Source organism: Marinobacter pelagius (assembly GCF_003315345.1).
Lineage (GTDB): Bacteria > Pseudomonadota > Gammaproteobacteria > Pseudomonadales > Oleiphilaceae > Marinobacter > Marinobacter pelagius_A.
Genome location: NZ_QNRO01000011.1, coordinates 1 through 21,804, shown reverse-complemented (window position 1 = coordinate 21,804; position 21,804 = coordinate 1). Strand labels below are relative to the sequence as shown.

Annotated in this window: 19 protein-coding genes; 13 read left to right on the top strand and 6 right to left on the bottom strand. The window is 56.3% G+C overall.

What is annotated here, in order from left to right; all coding sequences use genetic code 11:
- Position 1 precedes the first annotated feature (1 nt).
- On the bottom strand, positions 2-775 hold the full coding sequence (locus DET50_RS10860; RefSeq protein ID WP_113862880.1) for an ABC transporter permease: 774 nt from the start codon (positions 773-775) through the stop codon (positions 2-4).
- The gene (locus DET50_RS10855) at positions 772-1,722 is read right to left on the bottom strand and encodes an ABC transporter ATP-binding protein (protein ID WP_113862879.1); all 951 of its coding nucleotides are present in this window, start codon (positions 1,720-1,722) and stop codon (positions 772-774) included. Before DET50_RS10855 ends, DET50_RS10860 begins: the two co-directional genes overlap by 4 nt.
- A gap of 251 nt (positions 1,723-1,973) precedes the next feature.
- On the opposite strand from DET50_RS10855, the gene DET50_RS10850 reads away from it, so the two are divergent.
- Entirely contained in the window at positions 1,974-3,092 is a 1,119-nt protein-coding gene (locus DET50_RS10850; protein ID WP_113862878.1) for an organic solvent ABC transporter permease, read from the top strand.
- Here the strand turns inward: DET50_RS10850 and DET50_RS10845 are convergent.
- Both DET50_RS10845 and DET50_RS10840 read right to left on the bottom strand, forming a co-directional pair.
- On the bottom strand, positions 3,082-4,395 hold the full coding sequence (locus tag DET50_RS10845; RefSeq protein WP_113862877.1) for an HD-GYP domain-containing protein: 1,314 nt from the start codon (positions 4,393-4,395) through the stop codon (positions 3,082-3,084). The genes DET50_RS10850 and DET50_RS10845 overlap by 11 nt on opposite strands.
- A 158-nt stretch (positions 4,396-4,553) precedes the next feature.
- Positions 4,554-5,144, bottom strand: coding sequence for a hypothetical protein (locus DET50_RS10840; protein WP_258546110.1), 591 nt, complete (start codon positions 5,142-5,144; stop codon positions 4,554-4,556).
- A 190-nt stretch (positions 5,145-5,334) separates the two neighbouring features.
- On the opposite strand from DET50_RS10840, the gene DET50_RS10835 reads away from it, so the two are divergent.
- Both DET50_RS10835 and DET50_RS10830 read left to right on the top strand, forming a co-directional pair.
- Positions 5,335-6,351, top strand: coding sequence for a Fe(3+) ABC transporter substrate-binding protein (locus DET50_RS10835; RefSeq protein WP_113862876.1), 1,017 nt, complete (start codon positions 5,335-5,337; stop codon positions 6,349-6,351).
- A gap of 161 nt (positions 6,352-6,512) precedes the next feature.
- Positions 6,513-8,201 (top strand): ABC transporter permease, encoded by a 1,689-nt coding sequence (locus DET50_RS10830; RefSeq protein WP_113862875.1) that lies wholly within the window; start codon positions 6,513-6,515, stop codon positions 8,199-8,201.
- Positions 8,202-8,232: 31 nt separating this feature from the next.
- Here DET50_RS10830 and DET50_RS10825 read toward each other — a convergent pair whose 3' ends face one another.
- Together DET50_RS10825 and DET50_RS10820 are read right to left on the bottom strand one after the other, a co-directional pair.
- Positions 8,233-8,718, bottom strand: a complete 486-nt coding sequence (locus DET50_RS10825) for a thioesterase domain-containing protein (protein ID WP_113862874.1) — start codon at positions 8,716-8,718, stop codon at positions 8,233-8,235.
- 143 nt (positions 8,719-8,861) lie between these two features.
- Complete coding sequence (locus DET50_RS10820; RefSeq protein ID WP_113862873.1) at positions 8,862-10,529, bottom strand: AMP-binding protein; 1,668 nt, start codon at positions 10,527-10,529, stop codon at positions 8,862-8,864.
- A gap of 263 nt (positions 10,530-10,792) precedes the next feature.
- Between DET50_RS10820 and DET50_RS10815 the strand changes: the two genes are divergently transcribed.
- The 10 genes from DET50_RS10815 (at position 10,793) to DET50_RS19775 (ending at position 21,739) form a co-directional block, all read left to right on the top strand.
- Positions 10,793-11,767, top strand: coding sequence for an ABC transporter substrate-binding protein (locus DET50_RS10815; protein ID WP_113862872.1), 975 nt, complete (start codon positions 10,793-10,795; stop codon positions 11,765-11,767).
- A gap of 68 nt (positions 11,768-11,835) precedes the next feature.
- A complete protein-coding gene (locus DET50_RS10810; RefSeq protein WP_113862871.1) occupies positions 11,836-12,738 on the top strand; it encodes an ABC transporter permease in 903 nt (300 codons plus the stop codon).
- 9 nt (positions 12,739-12,747) lie between these two features.
- Positions 12,748-13,542: an ABC transporter ATP-binding protein gene (locus DET50_RS10805; protein ID WP_113862870.1), complete on the top strand. Its 795-nt coding sequence runs from the start codon at positions 12,748-12,750 to the stop codon at positions 13,540-13,542.
- Between the two features lie 537 nt (positions 13,543-14,079).
- On the top strand, positions 14,080-16,218 hold the full coding sequence (locus DET50_RS10800) for an adenosylcobalamin-dependent ribonucleoside-diphosphate reductase (protein ID WP_113862869.1): 2,139 nt from the start codon (positions 14,080-14,082) through the stop codon (positions 16,216-16,218).
- A 28-nt stretch (positions 16,219-16,246) separates the two neighbouring features.
- Positions 16,247-16,945 carry a TSCPD domain-containing protein gene (locus tag DET50_RS10795; protein ID WP_113862868.1) on the top strand — a complete coding sequence of 233 codons (699 nt, stop codon included), beginning with the start codon at positions 16,247-16,249 and terminating at the stop codon, positions 16,943-16,945.
- Between the two features lie 403 nt (positions 16,946-17,348).
- Positions 17,349-18,758, top strand: coding sequence for a caspase family protein (locus DET50_RS10790; protein ID WP_113862867.1), 1,410 nt, complete (start codon positions 17,349-17,351; stop codon positions 18,756-18,758).
- An 88-nt stretch (positions 18,759-18,846) separates the two neighbouring features.
- A complete protein-coding gene (locus tag DET50_RS10785; RefSeq protein ID WP_113862866.1) occupies positions 18,847-19,905 on the top strand; it encodes a hypothetical protein in 1,059 nt (352 codons plus the stop codon).
- A gap of 83 nt (positions 19,906-19,988) precedes the next feature.
- The gene (locus tag DET50_RS10780) at positions 19,989-20,600 is read left to right on the top strand and encodes an AbiU2 domain-containing protein (protein ID WP_147252209.1); all 612 of its coding nucleotides are present in this window, start codon (positions 19,989-19,991) and stop codon (positions 20,598-20,600) included.
- Between the two features lie 178 nt (positions 20,601-20,778).
- Positions 20,779-21,288 carry a GNAT family N-acetyltransferase gene (locus tag DET50_RS10775; RefSeq protein ID WP_113862864.1) on the top strand — a complete coding sequence of 170 codons (510 nt, stop codon included), beginning with the start codon at positions 20,779-20,781 and terminating at the stop codon, positions 21,286-21,288.
- A gap of 37 nt (positions 21,289-21,325) precedes the next feature.
- The gene (locus tag DET50_RS19775) at positions 21,326-21,739 is read left to right on the top strand and encodes a CPBP family glutamic-type intramembrane protease (RefSeq protein ID WP_113862863.1); all 414 of its coding nucleotides are present in this window, start codon (positions 21,326-21,328) and stop codon (positions 21,737-21,739) included.
- Positions 21,740-21,804: the final 65 nt, after the last annotated feature.

The window sequence follows — 21,804 nt, the reverse complement described above, 5'->3', positions numbered from 1 at the left end:
ATCAGTGGCGGATGCCCTTGCCCCGTTCGAGCATACGCAGAGCAACGAACGCCAGTACAACGATGAAGAACAGAATCATACCAAGAGACACGAACGGATTAACGTCCGAAACTCCCAGTATGCCGAAGCGGAAGCCGTTCACCATGTACAGGATCGGGTTCGCCATGGACACGCCCTGCCAGAACCCCGGCAGCATGTCGATGCTGTAGAACACCCCGCCCAGATAGGTCAGCGGAGTCAGCACAAAGGTTGGCACAATCGAGATGTCGTCGAACTTGGTCGCCAGCATGGCATTGATAAATCCGCCCAGGGCAAACAGGGCCGAGGTCAGGAACACCGTCACCACCACCATCGGAAAGCTGTGGATCGACAGCTGGGTGAACGCCAGGGACAGCGCCGTAACAATAACGCCGATACCCAGGCCCCGGGCCATGCCACCGGTCACATAGCCGGCGAGGATCACCCAGTTCGGCACCGGGGACACCAACAGCTCCTCGATGCTGCGCTGGAACTTCATGGAGAAGAAGGACGACACCACGTTGGCGTAGGAATTGGTGATCACCGCCATCATGATCAGCCCGGGGACGATGAACTGCATGTAGTTAAAGCCGCCCATCTCACCGATCCGTGAACCGATCAGGTTACCGAAGATGATGAAGTAGAGCGTCATGGTGACTGCCGGTGGCAACAGCGTCTGCGGCCAGATTCGGGTAAACCGGCGCACCTCACGCAGAACGATGGTGTAGAACGCGACCCACAATGCATCAAGCTTCATGCCGCACCCTCCACGTTCTTGCGGGCTTCGACGGCATTCTCTTCCACCATCCGGATAAACAGCTCCTCAAGCCGGTTGGCCTTGGTCCGCATGCTGACCACCTTGATGCCGAGCTGATCCAGCTGGGCAAATACCGTATTCAGGGCCTGTCCCTTTTCCACATCCACTTCCAGGGCACTCTCGTCATTGATACGGCAGGTGACATCTTCCAGCTCCGGTACACCGGAGAGTTCTTTCTCGGTATCCAGCACGAAGGTTTCCACGCTCAGCTGCTGCAGCAGCTCGCGTTTGCTGGTGTGCTTGAGAATCTTGCCATGGTCGATAATGGCAATGTTCCGGCACAGGGCTTCGGCCTCTTCCAGGTAATGGGTGGTCAGGATGATCGTGGTGCCTTCCCGGTTCATTTCTTCCAGGAAGGTCCACATGGACCGGCGCAGCTCGATATCCACGCCGGCGGTGGGCTCATCGAGAATCAGCAGTTTCGGCTCATGTACCAGTGCCCGGGCAATCATCAGGCGGCGTTTCATGCCACCGGAAAGCATGCGGGCCGGCGTGTTGCGCTTGTCCCAGAGGCCCAGCTTCTTGAGGTACTTCTCGGCGGACACCGAGGCCCGACTGAGAGGAATGCCGTAATAGCCTGCCTGGGTGGTCACGATGTCGAACACCTTTTCAAACTGGTTGAAGTTGAACTCCTGGGGCACGACCCCGAGGTTCAGTTTCGCATCCGCGAGGTTGGTGTCGATGTCGTGCCCGAACACGCGGACCTTGCCGGCGGTCTTGTTCACCAGTGAACAGACGATGCCCAGCGTCGTGGATTTGCCGGCGCCATTGGGGCCCAGCAACGCGAAGAAATCCCCTTCCCTGACATGAAGATCAATCCCCTTCAGGGCCTGGAACCCGTCACCATAGGTCTTGGTGAGGCCCTCAATTTCCAGTGCGTTGGTCATAGCTCATCCCGGATCCGTTGGATTTCGGTGGCAGCCTGCACAGCCGCCCACGCCAAAAAGTAGAGTGCTATTCATTGTGGCAACCTCGTGAAATTCAAGGGTATGCCGGGTAGCCCCGGCAAAACCGCCAAACTGCGACAGGAATCGCGATATCGGCCAACTGCCATCCCTATAATGCAGTTACAACAACTTACAAAACGCTGGCCAGACTCTCCGCTGCCAGCTATCAAGACCGGGATGTACGCCGAATCATGAAATTCGTTCACCGAACTGCGCCCCTGACCATCCTCCTGAGCACCCTTGCCCTGGCCGGCTGCCTGGGCAGCGATGACGGCGGCGGCACGGCCGTGGACACCGGCCAGCTCAATTTCAATGGATTCAGCGGCCTGGGCTTCCGGACGGCGAGCCAGAGCGGCACCACCAACGTCAACGGCCAGTTCCGCTATTATCCCGGCGAGACTTTAAGCTTTCAGGTCGGAGATCTCGTCCTGGCAGACGGGGTACCTGCCAGACCCAACGTTACCCTGCTGGAGTTCTTCCCCGACCTTCGCAGCGCCCTGCAAACACCGACGGTCGACGCGGAAGGCCTTCGCACCCATACCCGGACGGAGCTGAACCTGCTGGACAATGGCCCGTTGATGAACATGACCCGCCTGCTGATGTCGCTGGACTGGACCCAGGGCGTGCAGGAAGACGAGGGCATCGAAATCCGCCAACGGGTGATCGACCAGCTGAACGCAGCCTTACCCTTGCTTGATGCCGCTATTGATTTCAACGTACCGACCACAGAGTTCACCGCCATGGGCACAACGCCCTCACCTGCGAACCAGCTACTGGCCAGGATCTGCTTCCATCCGGAGGGAGATGAACTCTGCGAATCGCCTCCCACTCCCGAGCAGATACAGAACGCCCCGGAACGCCCGGAAAACGAAGAAGACTGGGACCCGGATGTGGAATACCGGCAGGACCTGCAGGCCAAACGAGATCGCATCCTGGAAGCCATCCGGACCCTGGATGAAATAGACAACGAAGACGCTCGAACCTATCTGCGCCGGGAACTGAAGGACATCACCACCACTGTCAGCAACGGCTATTACCTGGATGAAGACGTGGCCAGCCACTCCGCCAGTGAAATCGGAATCAAGAGCGTCCGGGTGCAACGCATTGGAGGCGACACGGCCCTCGCGGAGATCGAGGCCATCAGCACCCGCCCGGAGGATGTCACCATACACGCGTGGAGCTGGCAGAGTGCCGAGGTGGACTATTTCGTCAGTGGGGACAGCGGTGGTGAATCGGAACTGGTGATGAGCTTCCGCCCCGAAAACACCTACCGCTGGGTACGCAAGAGCCTGCGGGTGATTATCCGCTGATCAGACGACTGAAATTCCAGCGGGACTCCGCACCGGTAACGTCATAGCGGGAAGGATCCAGACCCTCGGAGCCGTGCGGCAGGCATTCCTTCACGATCAGGGCTTCGTTAACGTCGCGGCTTTCGTTGTACCTGGCAAGATCAATGATGTGAGCGGACTTCAGGGGCTTGTGATCCTGGTCGGTCATCACCATCACCTTCGGCCACAACCGGCGTTCCGGGGAATGGGAAACCACGATGCCACGCTGGCCGTCGCTGAGTTCCACCAGACTGCCTGTCGGGTAGACACCAATCGCCTGAATGAAATTCTCCACCAGATCTTCCTGGAACTCGATGTTTCTCATCTCATACAGCAGGCTGACGGCCTTGGCCGGTGTCATGGGGTCATCGCCACCGTCCCGGGGCCCGATCAGGCTTTCGAAATACTCGGCAATACCGGCGACTTTCGCCATCAGCGGGATCCGGGTACCCCGGACACCCTGCGGGAAACCGGAACCGTTGTGCCGTTCCCGGTGCCCGCCGACCACGCTGAGCACGGCACGGGACACACCCGTACCCTCGAGCATGGCGAGCCCCTTCTCAACATAGGTGCGGTAACGGGCATAATCTTCGGCGCTGAACTGCCCTTCGTGATTCAGCAGGGAGCGCGGCAGAACCGTCTTACCCACCTGGGACAACAGGCAGCCCATGCCCAGATGATTCAGGAGGCCTTCATTCAGACCGAGATGGCGACCACACACCAGCGCCCAGATGGAGGTGTTGAGGGAGTGACGATAGATATAATCGTCGTGGGCACGGATCCGGCTCAGCCACAGCAGCGCGTCGGGGTGACGAATCACGCTGGCGACCATCTTACGGGTTATCTCAGCCACCGGGCGAAGGTCGGCCTCGCCACCTTCTTGCAGGGATTCGAACGCACGCTCGAGGGCAATCTCGGCGTCGTCCAGAAGCTGACGGGATACCTTGATCTCTTTTTTCAGGGTGGTGGTGGTCTCGTACTTAACCGGCTCCTGGATCGCCAGCGGCGGCAGCTTGAGTTCCTCGCGATCACCGCCTCGCCTGAGGGCACGGCGCCCGAAAGCCGGCTTGATCTCACCCTGCTCGAATTTCGCGGTATCGCGGACTTCAGCGACGTCGATCATCACCCAGCGGCAATGGGATTTCAGCGCCCGGATGTCGTCCTCTGAGCGGATGTAGAAACCCTGGATCGGAAACGGAGTCTGGTGCCAGGGCCGGTCCAGATCGGACACAAACATGCCCACTTCCAAGTCATGAACCGCAACTTTTCTCTGCTGGACACCCACGAGAGTCACCCCTGAAAATTATTCATTTTTAGATGTTTGACATTCTGAACCAGCTTACACAAGAGTCCATTACAGTTTCGTACCCCAAAAGATCCAGAAAGTAACCTAACGTAAACAGACTGTAACCCCGTGATCTGATTCACACCGCTCACCCCGGCCTAGTCGCAGGCGGAGTCATCGAAGGCCGGAAGGCTGGCACTCAGGGACCCGCGGGGTACTTTACGAGTATAGACAGTGTATGGAACCGGCGAAGCACGAAGATAATCCATATTGAGGGTTTCGCCTTCGCGCTCCGATTCGGGACTCACCGGCTCACAGGCAACCAGCAACTCAAGGCGACCCTCGATGTCTGCAATCCGGGCATTGCCCTGCCCCGGGTTCACCACGAGGCAAGCCGATGAATCCAGTTCTTCCCGACGGACTACCACCCGATCGACCCCGACTTCCGCGCAGGCCCGGATTCCGTTCCCACAACTTCCCGCATTCTCGTGGGAGTCGTCCCGCAGGCGCCATATCCGGTCGCTGCACTGGGTTTCCACTTTCAAAGCGGTGGAACGGTCGTCGAGGATCCACCAGCCCGGATACTCCGCCGAGTCCCAGGACACCCGTACCTGGCGGGACTCACCCAGTGAATTCTCGGCCGGAAACATGGCAAAATAGCTGTAGTAGCTTGCGCAGCCGGGCAAGACGGCGACCATTGGTATAAAAAGAAAGAAGACTCTGCGCATCATCCCTGCTTTGCCGGTCATTCTGGAATCCCTGTGTTACGAAAAACTTCATGTTTTTTAGAGTGTTCTGAAGAATACCACCATTTTGCCTGAAATATTCCAAAGGTGATATTGACTCTACCGCCAACACAAATGAGAATGGTTGCTGTTTTTACATGCTTTCAACTATTAGAAGCGAAACAAACTCATATCTGGCAGAGGTAACATCAACATGCGCATGAAACTGGCAGCGACTGCAGCGATGGCCCTGGCGGCCATGCCTCTCTCCGCGTCCGCCGAGGGTGAAGTTAACATCTACTCCTACCGTCAGCCCTACCTGCTCGAGCCGCTACTCAACGCGTTCGAGAAAGAGACCGGCATCGAGACCAACGTGGTCTTCGCCAAACAGGGTCTTGCCGAGCGCCTGGAGCGCGAAGGCCGTAACAGCCCGGCGGACGTGGTCATGACCGTGGACATCTCCCGCATCAATGAGCTGGTCGAGCGTGATCTGGTCCAGGGCGTGGACAGCGAGGTGCTGAACAGCAACATCCCGGAAAACCTGCGTCACCCGGAAGGAAAGTGGTTTGCCCTGACCACCCGCGGCCGCCTGATCTTCACCTCGAAAGAGCGCGTCAAGGAGGGTGAAATCACCACCTATGAAGGGCTGGCCGATGACAAATGGAACGACCGCATCTGTACCCGCAGCGGCAAGCACCCGTACAACATCGCCCTGTTCTCCTCAATGATCGCCCATCACGGCGAAGAGTGGACCGAGCAGTGGCTGCAGGATGTAAAAGACAACCTGGCACGCAAGCCGCAGGGCGGCGACCGTGACCAGATCAAGGCCATTGCCGAAGGCGTTTGTGACATCTCCATCGGCAACAGCTATTACTACGGCAACATGCTGCAGGACGAGAACCAACGCCCGATCGCCGAGCAGGTTCGCCTGGTGTTCCCGAACGCCGATGGCCGGGGCACCCACGTGAACATCAGCGGTATCTCGATGACCCAGAGCGCGCCCAACCGCGAGAACGCGGTCAAGCTGATGGAGTTCCTGTCTTCTCCGGAAGCCCAGCGTATCTACGCCGAGGCGAACACCGAGTACCCGGCCAACCCGGAAGTGAAGCCGACCGGCCTGGTTGCAGAATGGGGCGAGATCAATCCGGACGACCTCTCTCTGCAGACCATCGCGGAGAACCGCGAGGCAGCCGTAAAACTGGTTGACCGCGTCAACTACGACGGCGAGTAACCGGAGCGGAACGGTTGCAATGGAACGACGGAAAGGGCGCTGCGGCGCCCTTTTCCTGTAGGGCCTGCCGGTACCTAAAATGACGTGAGTCATTGCAGTGCAACTGACAGCTGACTACAATCCTCAATCTTTCTCAGTTCCATTTGACAGACGGGAGCACCATGACCGAAGCCGTAACCGCCGCTGATCCGGGGCTTTCCCAGCCCTTGCTGGCAAAACGCGCTTCCCGTCGCTGGATCGTTTCCGCCACTCTTATTACCGCCATTGTCGCGCTCCCTGTTCTCTCGGTGATCTTCCTCGCCTTCTTTCCCGAGGAGAACATCTGGCCTCACCTGATCAACACCACCTTGCCACGCTACCTGTGGACCACCATCCAGCTCATGGTCGGCGTCGGCGCCATTACCCTGGCAATCGGTCTGTCCAGCGCCTGGGCAGTGACCATGTGCGAATTCCCGGGGCGCAAGTTCTTCGAATGGGCCATGCTGCTGCCCTTCGCGGTTCCGGCTTACGTGATTGCCTATGTTTATACCAGCCTGCTGGACTATGCCGGCCCGGTTCAGCGCACCCTCCGCGACTGGTTTGGCTGGCAGAATGCCTCCGACTACTGGTTCCCGGAGATCCGCAGCCTCGAGGGCGCCACCCTGATGATCGGGCTGGTGCTCTACCCATATGTCTACCTGCTGGCCCGGGCCGCCTTCCTGGAGCAATCGCCGTCCCTGTTTGCGGTCAGCCGCAGCCTGGGCCATTCGGCACTGAGCACCTTCTTCCGGGTAGTTTTGCCCATCGCCCGGCCCGCCGTCGCCGTCGGCCTGTCCCTGGTACTGATGGAAACCCTGAACGATTTTGGCACCGTGGATTTCTTTGCCGTGCAGACGCTGACTGCGGGGCTGTTCGATACCTGGATGAACCTGGGCAACCTCGGCGGTGCCGCGCAGATTGCCACCACCATGCTGGTGTTTGTGGTGATCCTGGTAACCCTGGAACGCTATTCCCGCCGCCGTCAGCAGCAGTATGCGGCTCGTGACAACCGGGATCCGATCCGCCGCTTCACCATGTCCTTTCCACGGCAACTGGTCTGCGTCGCTGTTTGCGCCATCCCGTTCATCCTCGGCTTCGTGGTGCCTGCCGGAACCCTCGGCCTGTATGCCTGGGAATATTTCGAAGAAAGCTGGAACCCCGATTTCATACAGAACACCCTGAACAGCCTGTTCCTGTCCAGCGCCGCTGCCATGACCACCCTGCTGATCGGCGTTATTCTGGCTTACAGCCGGCGCCTGCATAATACCCGGGGCATGCAGGTCCTCTTGCGCCTTTCCAGCCTTGGCTATGCCATGCCGGGCGCGGTACTGGCAGTGGGCGTGATTGTGCCTCTTGCGGGGTTCGATAACTGGCTGGACAGCCTGATGCGGGAGGCCTTCGGGATCAGCACCGGCCTGCTGCTAAGCGGCAGTGCTTTCGCATTGGTGTTCGCCTATACCGTCCGCTTCCTTGCGGTTTCGGCCGGCAGCGTCGAAAGCGCTCTGCAGAAGATCACGCCCAGCATGGATATGGCCTCGCGCTCCATGGGCTATACCCCGGGCAAGACACTGGTGCATGTTCACCTACCGATGCTCCGGGGCACCCTGCTGACCGCAGCTCTGGTGGTGTTCGTGGATTGCATGAAAGAGTTGCCGGCCACGCTGATTCTCCGGCCGTTCAACTTCGAGACACTGGCGACCTACGTGTACCAGTTCGCCTCGGACGAGCGCCTGTTCCACAGCGCCCTGCCCTCACTGATCATTGTTCTTGCCGGCATCGTGCCGATCATCCTGATGAGCCGCTCCATTTCCAATACCCGGAGCATTGCCTGAGGTTTAGCAGAGCGGCCCACCGCTTATCAGATCATAGATCGACTCTGGACCGTACATCCTGAACCACGAAACGTCCCTGGAATACCGCCACCGGATCGGTCTTCGGCAGCACCGTAGGCTCGCCACAGAACACTTCAGCGGTCAGATCCAGCCGCCCCTTGCCGTGCCGGGCAAGACTCTTTCGGAAGCGCTCGGGAATCTCCTCCCCGGGCAACCGGCACACCACATAGAAATCGCTGGTGACCGGCTCCAGGTAATCGATATTGCCACTCTGCACGACTACGGCTCCCCTGAGCCCCAGATCCCACAGGGCCAGCTCTGTGAGGCTCCAGGCAGCGGTTACCGCAGCGGAATAGACACTGCCACCGAAACCGGTGCCCTGGTGGTTGCGGTTAGGCTCAAGTGGCGCGCTCAGCACCAGGGCGTGACCATCCCAGGAATGCAGCTGGATACCCAGCGCACGGGACAGTGGAATATCTTCATTGATTCGTTTCTGGAATAGGGCCAACTGGGTCATAACTTCCTCCTGACTAACAGAAGTTTAGGCCCGAGCCGGCGTTTTCAACATGCGACTAACGTCGGCCAGAAATGGCCGGATACAGAAAGGGCCCGGGAAATTCCGGGCCCTCTCGTTGGCACGATGGTGCGGTCAACCGCGGTTTACTGCCAGATCACCGGCTGCTTCTGGGCGTACCAGTTGGCTACTTTCTCCTGGTAGGCATCCTCCACCACGTTCCGCTTCAGCTTGAGCGTCGGAGTCAGGAAGCTGTTTTCAATGGACCATTCGTCACTGACCACGGTGATGAACGCCAGCTGCTCGTGGGGATCCACGGTCTTGTTTACTTCCTGGATCAGGCTCTTGAAGCTGTCCTCAAGCTGCTTGCGGTAGTTGTCGTCCGCGAGTTTTGGCCGGGTCTCCTCACCGAGCATCACCAGGGCGTGGGGCTGGGTCTGGTTGGCGCCGGACACGCACACCATCTCGATGGCATCGTGGGACATCAGGCGGTTCTCGATCGGCGCAGGCGCAATATACTTGCCCTTGCTGGTCTTGAAGATTTCCTTGATACGGCCGGTGATTTTCAGGCGGCCCATCTCGTCGATCTCGCCCTTGTCGCCGGTCTTCAGAAAGCCGTCCTCGGTAAAGGTTTCCCGGGTTTTCTCTTCGTCCTTGTAGTAGCCCATCATGGTGGCCGGGCTCTTGACCAGCACCTCACCTTCCTCGCTGATCTTCGTTTCCACACCCGGCAGGGACTCGCCCACATAACCAGTACGGGTCCGCCCCGGCTTGTTCATGTGGGAGTAGGCAAAGTTCTCGGACATGCCGTAACCCTCAAGCAGCTCCAGGCCCAGGTTGCGGTACCAGTCCAGCACATCGTGGGACAGCGGCGCCGAGCCACTGCCGGCCAGCTTTACCTTGTCCAGGCCCAGGCCCTTGAGCACCTTCTTCTTGATCAGCCGGTTCACCAGCGGGATCTTCATCAGGCGATCCATCTTCTCCTTCGGCAGCTTCTGCAGCACACCGTGCTGGAACTTCACCCACAGGCGGGGCACAGACAGGAACAATGTGGGCTGAGCCCGCTGAAGATCCTGGACAAAGGTATCCAGGGATTCTGCAAAATACAGCTGGAAGCCGGAGTACAGCGAGCCCAGCTCCACAAAGGTGCGCTCGAACACATGGGCCAAGGGCAGATAGGACAGCATGCGCTCGTTCGGGCCGACGCCCAGGGTCTCGATGCCACCGGCGGCGGCAAACGCCATGTTATTGAAACTCAGCATCACGCCCTTGGGCCGGCCGGTGCTGCCGGAGGTATAAACAATGGTGGCCAGCTCCTCCGGATCCCGCTGAACATTCTCCTCCAGCGGCGGGTACTTGCTGACGATATCGTCCCAGGTCTCGAAATCGTTGGGCGGGCTCAGGGGGTAGGAAATACAGCGCACCGATTCGGGAACGCCGGGCTTCATCATGTCCCAGTCATCCAGCTTGCCGACGAACAACACCTCGCACTCGGCATGGTTCAGGATGTAGTTGACGGTGTCCGCGTTCAGCGTGGGATACAGGGGAACGGAAATGTGGCCGGCCATCCAAATGGCCCAATCTGACATGACCCACTGGGCGCAATTCTTGGAAATGATCCCCACCCGGCTCTTTTCCGGGAGGTTCAGGGATTTCAGATAGGCGGCCATCCGGCGCGCCTCTTCTACCGCACGACCCCAGGTGTATTCCACCACCTTGCCGTCGCCCACAGGCTGGGTCATGTAGAGATCGTTCTTCTTCGCCTTCTCCCAGTGATAGACCATATCCAGGGGAAGTTTGTTTGTTGTGTCCATGGACCTTCCTTATGCGTCACAGTGCTTTTAATTGTTCGCCTTATCAGGCGTATTATTAGACTTTCGTAGGGTATTTCAACACACATTCGCCCGTCAAAACGTGACGGGCGCAAAACAATTAGAATTTACAACTTGTTCGGTGAAAAACCTTGCGGCGGGCAACTTCCCCTACCCCTTACGCCCCCGGCCTGTGATAAACTCTCGCTCTTTCCGGACGTCAGACCCGACACACCTGAAACCACTAAAAACTCGGAGATGGGTATATGGCCAAGAGAACTCTGCGCACTCTTCTGGGTGCCTCCCTGCTGGCAGCGGCAAGCCTGGTACAGGCCCAGGAAGCCAAGACGGTTGCCATCACGCAGATCGTCGAACATCCGGCTCTGGACGCCGTTTACCAGGGCGTGAAGGACCAGCTGGCCGAGCAAGGCTATAAGGAAGGCGAAAACCTGACCGTGATGCACGAGAGCGCCCAGGGCAACTCCGCCATCGCCTCCCAGATCGCGCGCAAGTTCATCGGTGAACAGCCGGATGTGATCGTGGCCATCGCCACTCCGTCTGCGCAGACCGTAGCCGCGGCCGCCCGCAACATCCCTGTGGTTTTCTCCGCAGTGACCGACCCGGTTGGAGCCAAGCTGGTCCAGAGCCTGGAAGCACCGGGCGCCAACATCACCGGCGTCAGCGACATGCTGCCCCTCGAGAAGCACCTGGACATGCTCCAGCGGGTGATGCCGGATGCCAAGCGTATCGGCACCGTGTACAACCCGGGTGAAGCCAACGCCGTTTCCCTGGTCAATATGCTTGAGGAGCGCCTGGCCGCCCGTGGCCTGGAACTGGTCAAGGCCGCCGCCACCAAGACCTCCGAGGTTCTGGGTGCCGCCCGCTCCCTGGTGGGTGAAGCCGATGCCATCTACCTGACCACAGACAACACCGTGATCAGTGCCGCCGAAGCGGTTATCGCCGTGGGCGAGCGCGCAGACATTCCGGTGTTCGCCGCTGACACCGCCACCGTTGAGCGTGGTGCCGTGGCAGCCCTCGGCTTCAACTACTACGAGCATGGCCGCCAGACCGGCAAGATGGTCTACCGCGTGCTTCAAGGCGCGGACACCGCCACCATGCCCGTTGAAACCATGGACACCCTGGACCTGTACGTGAACCCGGGCGCCGCCGAGCGCATGGGCATCACCCTGTCCGAAGATTTCGTCAAGGAAGCGAAAAAAGTCGTCAAAAACGACAAGTAAACGCCCTGACCAACACGGGCGGACCCCACAAGGGCCCGCCCGTTTTTCTTTCACAGTGAATACTACCCATGCTCAGTGAAATCGCTTTTTACGGCGCCCTGGAAACCGGCCTCATCTATGGCCTGGTCGCCTTCGGCATCTACATCTCTTTCCGCGTTCTCGACTTCCCCGATCTCACCGTTGACGGCAGCTTCCCCCTGGGTGCCGCCGTGGCCGCCATGCTGATCATCGCCGGCTGGAATCCCTGGATTGCCACCGGTGCCGCCGTACTCGCCGGTATGGCGGCCGGTGCCGTGACCGCGCTGCTTAACGTCAAGCTCAACATCCTGAACCTGCTGGCCTCGATCCTCACCATGATCGCCCTGTACTCGGTGAACCTCCGGATCATGGGCCGGCCCAACGTGGCGCTGTTGACCGAGGAAACCGTACTCACGCCCTGGTATGACCTGGGCCTGGCATTCCACCAGGTACCGGTGCTGCTGTTCGTGGTGGTGGTCTTCATTTCACTGATCCTGCTCTGGCGATTCATGAAATCCGAAACCGGTCTGGCCATGCGCGCCACCGGCGCCAACCCCCGCATGGCCCGGGCCCAGGGCATTGCCACCGGCGGCATGATCGTTCTCGGTGTTGCCCTGTCCAACGGACTGGTAGGCCTGGCCGGTGCGCTGTTCGCCCAGAGCCAGGGCGCGGCAGATGTGACCATGGGGGTCGGCGTGATCGTTATCGGCCTGGCCTCCCTGATTGGCGGTGAAGCCCTGGTTACCCCCTCCACGGTTGTCCGGGCACTGATCGCCTGTGTGGTGGGCGCCATCATCTACCGCCTGGCCATTGCCTTCGCCCTGAACGCCGACGTACTCGGCCTGCAGGCTCAGGACCTGAACCTGATTACCGCCGTGCTTGTGACCCTGGCCATCGTGTTGCCGGGCGTGCGCAATTCCGTGATCGGCAAATTCACCCGCAAAAAGGCCTGAGGAATCGACATGATCAGTGCAAGCGATCTCCGACTCACTTTTGGCAAGGGAACGCCGCTGGAAAACCCGGCACTCCGGGGCATGAGCCTGACCGTGAACCAGGGTGAATTTGTCACCGTGATCGGCAGTAACGGTGCCGGCAAATCCACCTTCCTCAACGCTCTCGCCGGCGAAGTGATTGTGGATTCGGGCCAGATCATCGTGGACAACCAGGATGTCACCCGCCTGCCCACTCACAAGCGTGCGGCGCGGGTGGCCCGGGTGTTCCAGGACCCTCTAGCGGGCACCTGCGAGAACCTGTCCATCGAAGAGAACCTGGCCCTCGCCATCAAGCGTGGCCAGCGCCGTGGGTTGACCTCGGCGGTCAAGAAACAATACCTGGGCCAGTTCCGCGAGAGCCTCTCCTCCCTGAAACTGGGGCTGGAAAACCGCCTCGGCGACAAGATGGGCCTGCTCTCCGGTGGTCAGCGCCAGGCCGTAAGCCTGCTGATGGCCAGCCTGACGCCCTCCAGCATCCTGCTGCTGGATGAGCACACCGCCGCCCTGGACCCGAAAACCGCCGCCTTCGTGCTGGAACTGACCGAAAAAATCATCGAGGAGCAGAAACTCACTGCCCTGATGGTTACCCACAGCATGAAACAGGCACTGGAAGTCGGCACCCGCACGGTGATGCTGCACCAGGGCCAGGTGGTGTTCGATATTGCCGGTGAGGATCGGGAAGGTCTGGAAGTGAAGGACCTGCTCGGGCTGTTCGAGAAACAGCGCGGCCTGGAAGTGGATGACGACAGTCTGCTGTTGAGCTGAATCACTGGCTGTGGCCGAGTAATGGAAAGCGGGGCGAGCAATCAGCCCCGCTTTTTTTGTAGCCGGAATCCGAATCCAGATCACAGTCTGGCGGTTTTCTGACCACAATATGTAGTGTTTTTGAGCAATCTTTCCCAAGCGTCGGTTTTTACGCGGCTTTCGATATTTTCAAGCCCTCTTCCATTGATTTTCTTTGCTCCCTACCCCCAATCAATAGTTGCGTTCTTATTCACACAATACTATATCCTGTTATACTCCTTGAAAAATAAGCCCATATATAGGGCCACAAGGACAAACCGGACCTGCCCACCCGGCAGGCGTGAGAAGGCCTCAGCCAGGCCCACAGCAACGATCACACAACGGGAACGGCCGTCAACGGCTGGCAGGGAGGACCCCACATCTTGTGGTCTTTTTCCCTATCAGCCCAAGCCGGGCCCGCAAGACACAGAAACTGACAGACGCAACACGACTCAAAAGGGTATGGCACCGGCGACGGCGCCATCGAAAAGAGACATACTGGAAGAACCGAGGGTGGCAATGAACGCTAAGGCACAGGCAGTGATCACAACGATTCCCATGCAGGAAGCTTCACTGGATATCTGGAGCAGCAAATACCAGCTCAAGACCAAGACCGGTGAACCCGTCGACAAGGACATCAACGCCACCTACGAACGTGTGGCAAAGGCCTTGGCGGAAGTGGAAAACAAGTCCGTGCGCACCAAGCACATGAAGGACTTCATCTGGGCCTTGCAGAACGGCGCCATTCCGGCCGGTCGTATTACCTCCAACGCCGGTGCCGAAGCCCACAAGCCGGCGACTTCCACCATCAACTGCACCGTCTCCGGCACCGTCCATGACTCCATGAACGACATCCTGGAGAAGAACCACGAAGCAGGCCTGACCCTCAAGGCCGGCTGCGGTATCGGTTACGAGTTCTCCACCCTGCGCCCCCGCGGCGCCTACGTAGCCGGCGCCGGCGCCACCACCTCCGGCCCGCTGTCGTTCATGGATATCTTTGACCGCATGTGCTTCACCGTGTCCTCCGCCGGTGGCCGCCGCGGTGCACAGATGGCCACCTTCGACGTTCACCACCCGGACGTGATCGAGTTCATTCAGGCCAAGCGTGAAGACGGCCGCCTGCGCCAGTTCAACCTGTCCCTGCTGATCACCGAGGACTTCATCGAAGCCGTGCGTAACGGCGACGACTGGCACCTCTCCTTCCCTGTGACCAAGAAGGAAGTGGAAGACGAAGGCCTGGACCTGAGCGACACCTCCCAGTACCTGTACCGCGATTTCCCGGTGCAGGACGGTTACGTGGTCAACGATGAAGGCAAGGTTGCCTGCCGCATCTACAAGACGGTCAAGGCCCAGTTCATCTGGGACACCATCATGACCAGCACCTACGACTACGCCGAGCCGGGCTTTATCCTGATCGACAAGGTCAATCAGATGAACAACAACTGGTTCTGCGAGGATATCCGCGCCACCAACCCCTGCGGCGAGCAGCCCCTGCCCCCATATGGCAGCTGCCTGCTGGGCTCGGTGAACCTGACCAAGTTCGTGGAATACCCGTTCACCGACAAGGCCAGCTTCAACTACGAGAAATACCGCAAGGTAGTGGGCATCTTCACCCGCATGCTGGACAACGTGGTGGAAATCAACGGCCTGCCGCTGGCGGAGCAGCGCCATGAGATCACCCACAAGCGCCGCCACGGCATGGGCATCCTGGGCCTGGGTTCCACCCTCGCCATGCTGCGTATGCCGTACGGTTCTGACGAGTCCGTGCAGTTCACCGAGGAAGTGGTGCGCGAGATGGCCGTAGAAGGCTGGCGCCAGTCCCTGGCCCTGGCCGAAGAGAAAGGCCCGGCGCCGATCATGGACGAAGAGTTCGAAATCACCCCGAAGATGATGACCAAATGCCCGGAGCTGGCCAAAGAAGGCTACAAGGTCGGCGACATCCTCAAGGGCAAACTGCTGCACGCCCGCTTCAGCCGTTACATGCAGCAGATCGCCCACGTGGAGCCGGAGCTGGTGAAGCAGCTGGCCGAGAAAGGTGGACGCTTTACCCACCACACTTCCATCGCGCCCACCGGCACCATCAGCCTGTCACTGGCCAACAACGCCAGTAACGGCATCGAGCCGAGCTTCTCGCACCACTACGCGCGTAACATCATCCGCGAAGGCCGCAAGACCAAGGAAAAGGTAGACGTCTTCTCCTTCGAGCTGCTGGCCTACCGCCACCTGGTGAACCCGGGCGCCATGCCGTTCTCCGAAGACGAGGACAAGAAACTGCCGTCCTACTTCACCACCTCGGACGACGTAACGCCGACGCAGCACGTGGACATCCAGGCAGCCGCCCAGAAGTGGGTAGATTCCTCGATTTCCAAGACGGCCAACGTTCCGACAGACTTCGCCTACCAGGACTTCAAGGGCATCTACCTGTACGCCTACGACAAGGGCCTGAAAGGTTGCACCACCTTCCGCTTCAACCCGGAAGCCTTCCAGGGCGTACTGGTTAAAGAGAAAGACCTTGAGAACACCCTTTACGAGTTCACCCTGGACGATGGCAGCAAGGTGACCCTGCGCGGTAACGAACAGGTGGAGTACGACGGCGAAATCCACAACGCCGCCAACCTGTTTGATGCGCTCAAAGAAGGCACCTACGGCAAGTACTGATCCGGGAACCGACAACAGGACAACCAACATGACAGTCAAAATCAGCAACAAAATCGTCGGCTACCGCGTTAAGAAGGCCGAGACCGAAACCCCGACCGAGCACCAGGCGCCGGTACAGGCAGAAACCAAGCCGGTCCAGATGAACGAATACATCGAACGACCGGACTTCCTGCTGGGCACCACCTACAAAATCAAGCCGCCGGTGGCCGAGCACGCGATGTACATCACCATCAACGACATCCTGCTCAACGAGGGAACGGACCACGAAAGCCGCCAGCCCTACGAAGTGTTCATCAACTCCAAGTCGATGGAACATTTCCAGTGGGTTATCGCCCTCACCCGCGTTATCTCCGCGGTGTTCCGCAAAGGCGGTGACGTGACCTTCCTGGTAGAAGAGCTGCGCTCCGTGTACGACCCCAACGGCGGCTACTTCAAGAAAGGCGGCGTGTTCATGCCCTCACTGGTCGCCGAAATCGGCGCCGTGATCGAGAAGCACCTGAAGGCCATCGGCCTGCTGGAAAGCGAGGAAATGAGCGAAACCACCAAGCGCATCCTCGCCGAGAAGCGCGCCGAGTTCGAAGCCAGCCAGAGCACGGCTACGAACGACGACACCAGCAACGACTACCCCGCCAACGCCACCATGTGCGGCAAGTGCAGCACCAAGGCGGTAATCGTGATGGACGGTTGCGCTACCTGCCTTGCTTGCGGCGATAGCAAGTGCGGTTGAGGTGATTTAGTGGTGAGTTAGTAAGAAGGCCCGGGGTGAGAACTTCGGGCCTTTTTATTTTGGGGTTGGGATTGTCTGAGCTGGGCCTGTATTCGTGTGACCGCTTCGTTATTACGCGATGATATTGCGGTTTCTTGGCGAGGCTGGGTGGTAATCTACTGATTTAAGGCTATATTTATTCGTAGGTTGCTTAGAAATGGCGTAATCATAGGGCGCACAAATGAAGACGTCACATTTCACTAATCATGAATACGTCTATCGAGTACGCTGTTATGTGCTTTGGCGAAAGTCTGATTACGATCCAATGCAAGCATTAAAATAAATTCTGTTAATTTAACTCCTCATTAATTCGGGATATAGAATAACTGAGTATAAAACTACTGCATGAATCTAGGTGTAATAAATGAGTCAGAATATTGCAATACTCATAGGAAATACAAAATACGATGAATTATCGACATTAAATTGCTGTGCTAACGATGTTCATCAGATGCGCGAGTTGCTGTTGGCGACTAAAAAATTCAGTAGAATATTGGACTATATAGATAAGCCAGTTGACTTAGTTAAAGATGAGATTAGAGAGTTGGCGGAGTCTGGTGAAGGGTTTGAAGAGGTTTTTTTGTACTTCTCTGGCCACGGCCTCTCAAACTCCGATGACTTTTTCATGTGCTTTTCAGATTTTAAAGAGTCTTCACCCAATACCACTGGTCTATCAAGAAACGATGCATTTGAATTGATTCGCCAGTTCCAGGCCGAATTATCGGTGGTTGTAATAGATGCATGTGAGGCTGGCCGCAACTTAATCAAAAATCATGTAACTCCACTGTCATACACTTTGAAGAACAAGTTTTCCAACTTCGTTCAATTTTCCTCTTGCACAGAAGGTCAGTTTTCACTTGCAGGGGACCGAATCAGCCTTTTTACCTATGAATTTATCAAGGCTTGTTTGAATAAAGAGAAAGGCCCCGTCTATTATTCCGATGTTGAGAGCGCTCTTCGAGATGCCTTTTTAGGCCACTCCAGTCAAACACCGCATTTCATACGACAGGGTACTTCGCAAGAAAAATTTTGCGCCGATGCCGCACACTTAAGAGACTTTCGAGAGGCTTTTTTGGTCGCGCCCGCTAGCGACAATAATCAATTAGTGTCACCACCAGCTACAGAATTTGCTTTGGCAAAAGAGGCTATTAAAGAGATGGAATCATTGATTCCAACGATGGACAAAGCGCAGGAGTTTATTAATGGAGTGTTCGAGCACACTCTAAGCGCCTCAGGAAAAACACCGGAAATCAATGAGTTGTTTGATATTCGAACTGTAAAATACGATGACTTTGAACTAGTCCAAAATAAGCGTTCAGTGATTGATCTTCTGACGCGTAGAGGCGGATCGGATTCATTTGTTGAGAGCGACGTTGAGAAAACGAAACGGCGGCGTCCATTTGGTATTAGCACAGCACTAGCCGCATTAACATCAGAAGATGAATATGATACGACTTATAATATTTTGAATCATAGTAAGTTAAAATCGGTTCATGTTGGAATTTATTTTGAACCAAAATCTATAGCCCTTAATCGGGTTTTTTCGGAGATAGTCTTCTTGCCACGTTTAACTGAGTGCTTGATCTTGACATGCAACTCTTATGAGAAGAGATCTAGTTGGGATTCCTTTAACGAATTCGATGGTACAAAAAAATGGAAGTGGTCTCACCACTCTTGGTTTGATGACCCTTCCGAAGTTGCGGAAGACTACGTATCAGACCCATATAGCTTCACGAAAAAGTATGTGTTTTCATTTAGTGAAGGCAATACATAACAATGCCAGGCACGGCGACGCCTACTACATTGCGGCTTCGCCTTCATTCCGTAGCCGCGCATGCTGGAGGCGTTAAAACTAGGGAAACATGGATCCAGTTATTGACGATACAAGGCGGATAATCGCTACCCTCGCTAACCTTTTTCGGCGAGAAAAACTAGCCGCTGAATTTCAAGTTCTGTCTCAAGGTACCTGTTCTATTGAGGTGAGCGGTTATGACAACTGGGATGGAGGAACAACCATCTACGGCATCTATTGCCGCGTTCCTCTTGAACTATATTCCAATATTGAGCTAGAGATAAAAGGAATCGAGCAAAGCATAAAAAATAAAGCAGAGACTTTGTTTCGGTCTTACAGCCAATCTTGGATTGACGAAGTAATTGTTTCGCCAGAATTGACTGAGGATATTCAAGGTAAAGCCTACAGAACTACTCACGAAGACCTGCTGAATAATCTTGAGCTTCAGAAAAACCTAATGGTTTCTGTTTCAACCGGTGGAGCCAGGATTCAGAGTGTAAATACTGAGTATCAGGCAAGATATTCAGAAATCGCAGAAGGTTTACGAGAGAGGAACTTAGACAACCCAAACCCTTTCGCTGATCTGTGGCAGTGGTACGGGAAATGGAGCGATGGGTCACTTCCCACCTATCAGTCTAGAAGAGAATATCTCGGAAAAATGTTCGATCCCCTGATCGAGACAGTTAAGGGGATGAAGTCGCAAATAATTGATCCTGTGTTCGATGATCCCACGGGTTGGGTCCGAGTGGATCGTAGTATGGGTGAGATAAAACTTCGATTGGCGCAGGCTACAACAGAGGAGCAATATCAAGGTGTTGGCTTGCTCGCCCGCGAAACTCTGATTTCCGTAGTGCAGGCTGTTTACGACCCAGAACTGCATCCGAGCAAAGAAGATATTTCTCCATCCAAAACTGATGCAAAACGCATGATCGGCGCTTATATATCCGCGATGATTCCTGGCAAGTCGAATGAAAACATACGGCGCCACGCTCGGGCGTCATTGGGTTTAGCTAACGATTTGACGCATCGCCGCACTGCTGATTTTAGGCTAGCGGCCTTGTGCGCGGAAGCAACGAATGCCGTCGTTAATGTTTTAAGCGTAATCTCTGGACGACGGGATAGAGATTGAAAGTTTTAACAATACGCGCAAGGCGCCCCTGACGGGCCGCCGCTTTGCTTCGCCTTATGTCTGCTGGGAGGAATGAATTGGATTTGGCTGAATTTGATAGAATGACAGAAAAGCTCGTCTCCGAGTTGCAAGCCGCGTATATGTTCTTTGAGATGTATCGCGCGATTGAGGACGAAATACCTCACCATAGCAAGGCAATGAACAAATCCAAGCATTTTTGGTCACTTACACGTAACGCGCACCTGGAGGCTACTCGCGCTACCTTGGCAAGAATATATGATCAAGATGAAAAGAATCTATCAGTAAGAAGCTGGCTCAACAAATTTAAGATTGATCATCTAAAGGATGAGTACTTTCAATCGAACGATCTTGATAGTTTTTGTAGAAAACCGCTCGTTGCTGGTGAGATTGATGAGGATATTAAATCAGTTTCGGATCGAGACCCTTTAGTGAAAACGCTGTATATTCGTCATCGTCATACAGAGATTGCTCATCTATCATTGAAAAATGCACAAAAGGGAGTGTCTTTTTTTGAGAGATACCCCTTGTCGAGAGTGGAAATTCAGTCGCTTATTGATCGCGCTGCAGAACTCATCAACAAGTACTCAGCGCACCATAGTGGTAAAACATATGCGATGACGACATTTCACAGCAAAGACTATAAGTATGTTTTCGATAAAATTTCGGGGTCCTAAACAAAACCAGTTCAGGCACGGCGACGCCCACTGCATTACGCCTTCGGCTGGCAAGCCCCCGATACACTAGACACCTGTCAGCTTTGTGAAGTACTGCTTTTCAAATTCCACCGGCGACAAGCCAAAGCATGAGAATGTCGCTCCGTCCGGCGTGAGGTCTTAAAGGGGTGGCTCGCGAATGAACATTACAATCAGGCCAGAGCAGCAACGGGACATATCCGCAATTCGTCGTGTCACAGAAGCGGCGTTCGCGAGCGCTGCACACGCCTCGGGAACCGAGCCACAAATTGTTGAAGCGCTCCGAAACGCTCGGGCATTGTCCATTTCACTTGTTGCGGAGTGCAATGGCGAAGTCATTGGGCATGTAGCGGTATCCCCTGTCCACATTTCTGATGGGTCAAAGGGCTGGTTCGGTTTTGGTCCGGTTTCGGTGTTGCCGGAGTATCAGCGTCAGGGTGTTGGTACCAGCCTGATGCGCAGCGCTCTTGATGCTTTGAAACATGAAGGGGCGAAAGGATGCGTCCTGGTTGGAGACCCCGGCTATTACGGAAGATTCGGTTTCAGACCCGTTCCCGACCTAACCCTCCCTGACGTTCCTACTGAATATTTTCAAGCGCTCAGGTTCGGCTCTGCCTTTCCTGCTGGTTCAGTCACATTCCATGAGGCATTCGCGGTCGAGAGCAAATGAAAACCGGGACGGGACTATTTTGTGAGCCCGCAATCCTATGATTTCACCAAAGCCCGTAAAGTACCTCGGTAACAACCTTGGCCAGGGTTTTCTGACTTCCCCTTTCCAGGCCCCGTTGAAGGCCTGGGCCCTGCTCCCGGTGTTCGCAATCATATCGGTATCGGTTGGTTTCGGTGCCGGTTTATTTCAATTCGGGTGGCTGGATTCGCCAATCACGCCCGTACTGCCCATCATATTGTTCGTGTTCCCATCGCTACTCGAAGAAGCCTTCTTCAGGGGCGTACTTATACCGAGAAACATCCTGGCGTCGGGGCACGTAAAGGCTGCCTGTAGTGTCGCAATCAGTACACTGGTCTTCGTTCTGTGGCATCCGTTCAATGCGCTGGCGTTTAACCCCACCGCTATTCCTCTGTTCCTGGATCGGCGATTTTCAACCCAGTTGTCCAAATGACCGCGTTTAAGCGGCCAATTTATTGCGCTCGATTTCCTGCAACTTGCCAGGGTTAAGCGATACCG

Coding starts and splice junctions, on each gene's coding strand:
- DET50_RS10795 (WP_113862868.1), top strand. CDS start 16,247: ATGACAGTCAAAATCAGCAACAAAATCGTCGGCTACCGCGTTAAGAAG.
- DET50_RS10775 (WP_113862864.1), top strand. CDS start 20,779: ATGAACATTACAATCAGGCCAGAGCAGCAACGGGACATATCCGCAATT.
- DET50_RS10840 (WP_258546110.1), bottom strand. CDS start 5,144: ATGACCGGCAAAGCAGGGATGATGCGCAGAGTCTTCTTTCTTTTTATA.
- DET50_RS10860 (WP_113862880.1), bottom strand. CDS start 775: ATGAAGCTTGATGCATTGTGGGTCGCGTTCTACACCATCGTTCTGCGT.
- DET50_RS10830 (WP_113862875.1), top strand. CDS start 6,513: ATGACCGAAGCCGTAACCGCCGCTGATCCGGGGCTTTCCCAGCCCTTG.
- DET50_RS10835 (WP_113862876.1), top strand. CDS start 5,335: ATGCGCATGAAACTGGCAGCGACTGCAGCGATGGCCCTGGCGGCCATG.
- DET50_RS10820 (WP_113862873.1), bottom strand. CDS start 10,529: ATGGACACAACAAACAAACTTCCCCTGGATATGGTCTATCACTGGGAG.
- DET50_RS19775 (WP_113862863.1), top strand. CDS start 21,326: ATGATTTCACCAAAGCCCGTAAAGTACCTCGGTAACAACCTTGGCCAG.
- DET50_RS10805 (WP_113862870.1), top strand. CDS start 12,748: ATGATCAGTGCAAGCGATCTCCGACTCACTTTTGGCAAGGGAACGCCG.
- DET50_RS10815 (WP_113862872.1), top strand. CDS start 10,793: ATGGCCAAGAGAACTCTGCGCACTCTTCTGGGTGCCTCCCTGCTGGCA.
- DET50_RS10825 (WP_113862874.1), bottom strand. CDS start 8,718: ATGACCCAGTTGGCCCTATTCCAGAAACGAATCAATGAAGATATTCCA.
- DET50_RS10810 (WP_113862871.1), top strand. CDS start 11,836: ATGCTCAGTGAAATCGCTTTTTACGGCGCCCTGGAAACCGGCCTCATC.
- DET50_RS10850 (WP_113862878.1), top strand. CDS start 1,974: ATGAAATTCGTTCACCGAACTGCGCCCCTGACCATCCTCCTGAGCACC.
- DET50_RS10855 (WP_113862879.1), bottom strand. CDS start 1,722: ATGACCAACGCACTGGAAATTGAGGGCCTCACCAAGACCTATGGTGAC.
- DET50_RS10790 (WP_113862867.1), top strand. CDS start 17,349: ATGAGTCAGAATATTGCAATACTCATAGGAAATACAAAATACGATGAA.
- DET50_RS10800 (WP_113862869.1), top strand. CDS start 14,080: ATGAACGCTAAGGCACAGGCAGTGATCACAACGATTCCCATGCAGGAA.
- DET50_RS10785 (WP_113862866.1), top strand. CDS start 18,847: ATGGATCCAGTTATTGACGATACAAGGCGGATAATCGCTACCCTCGCT.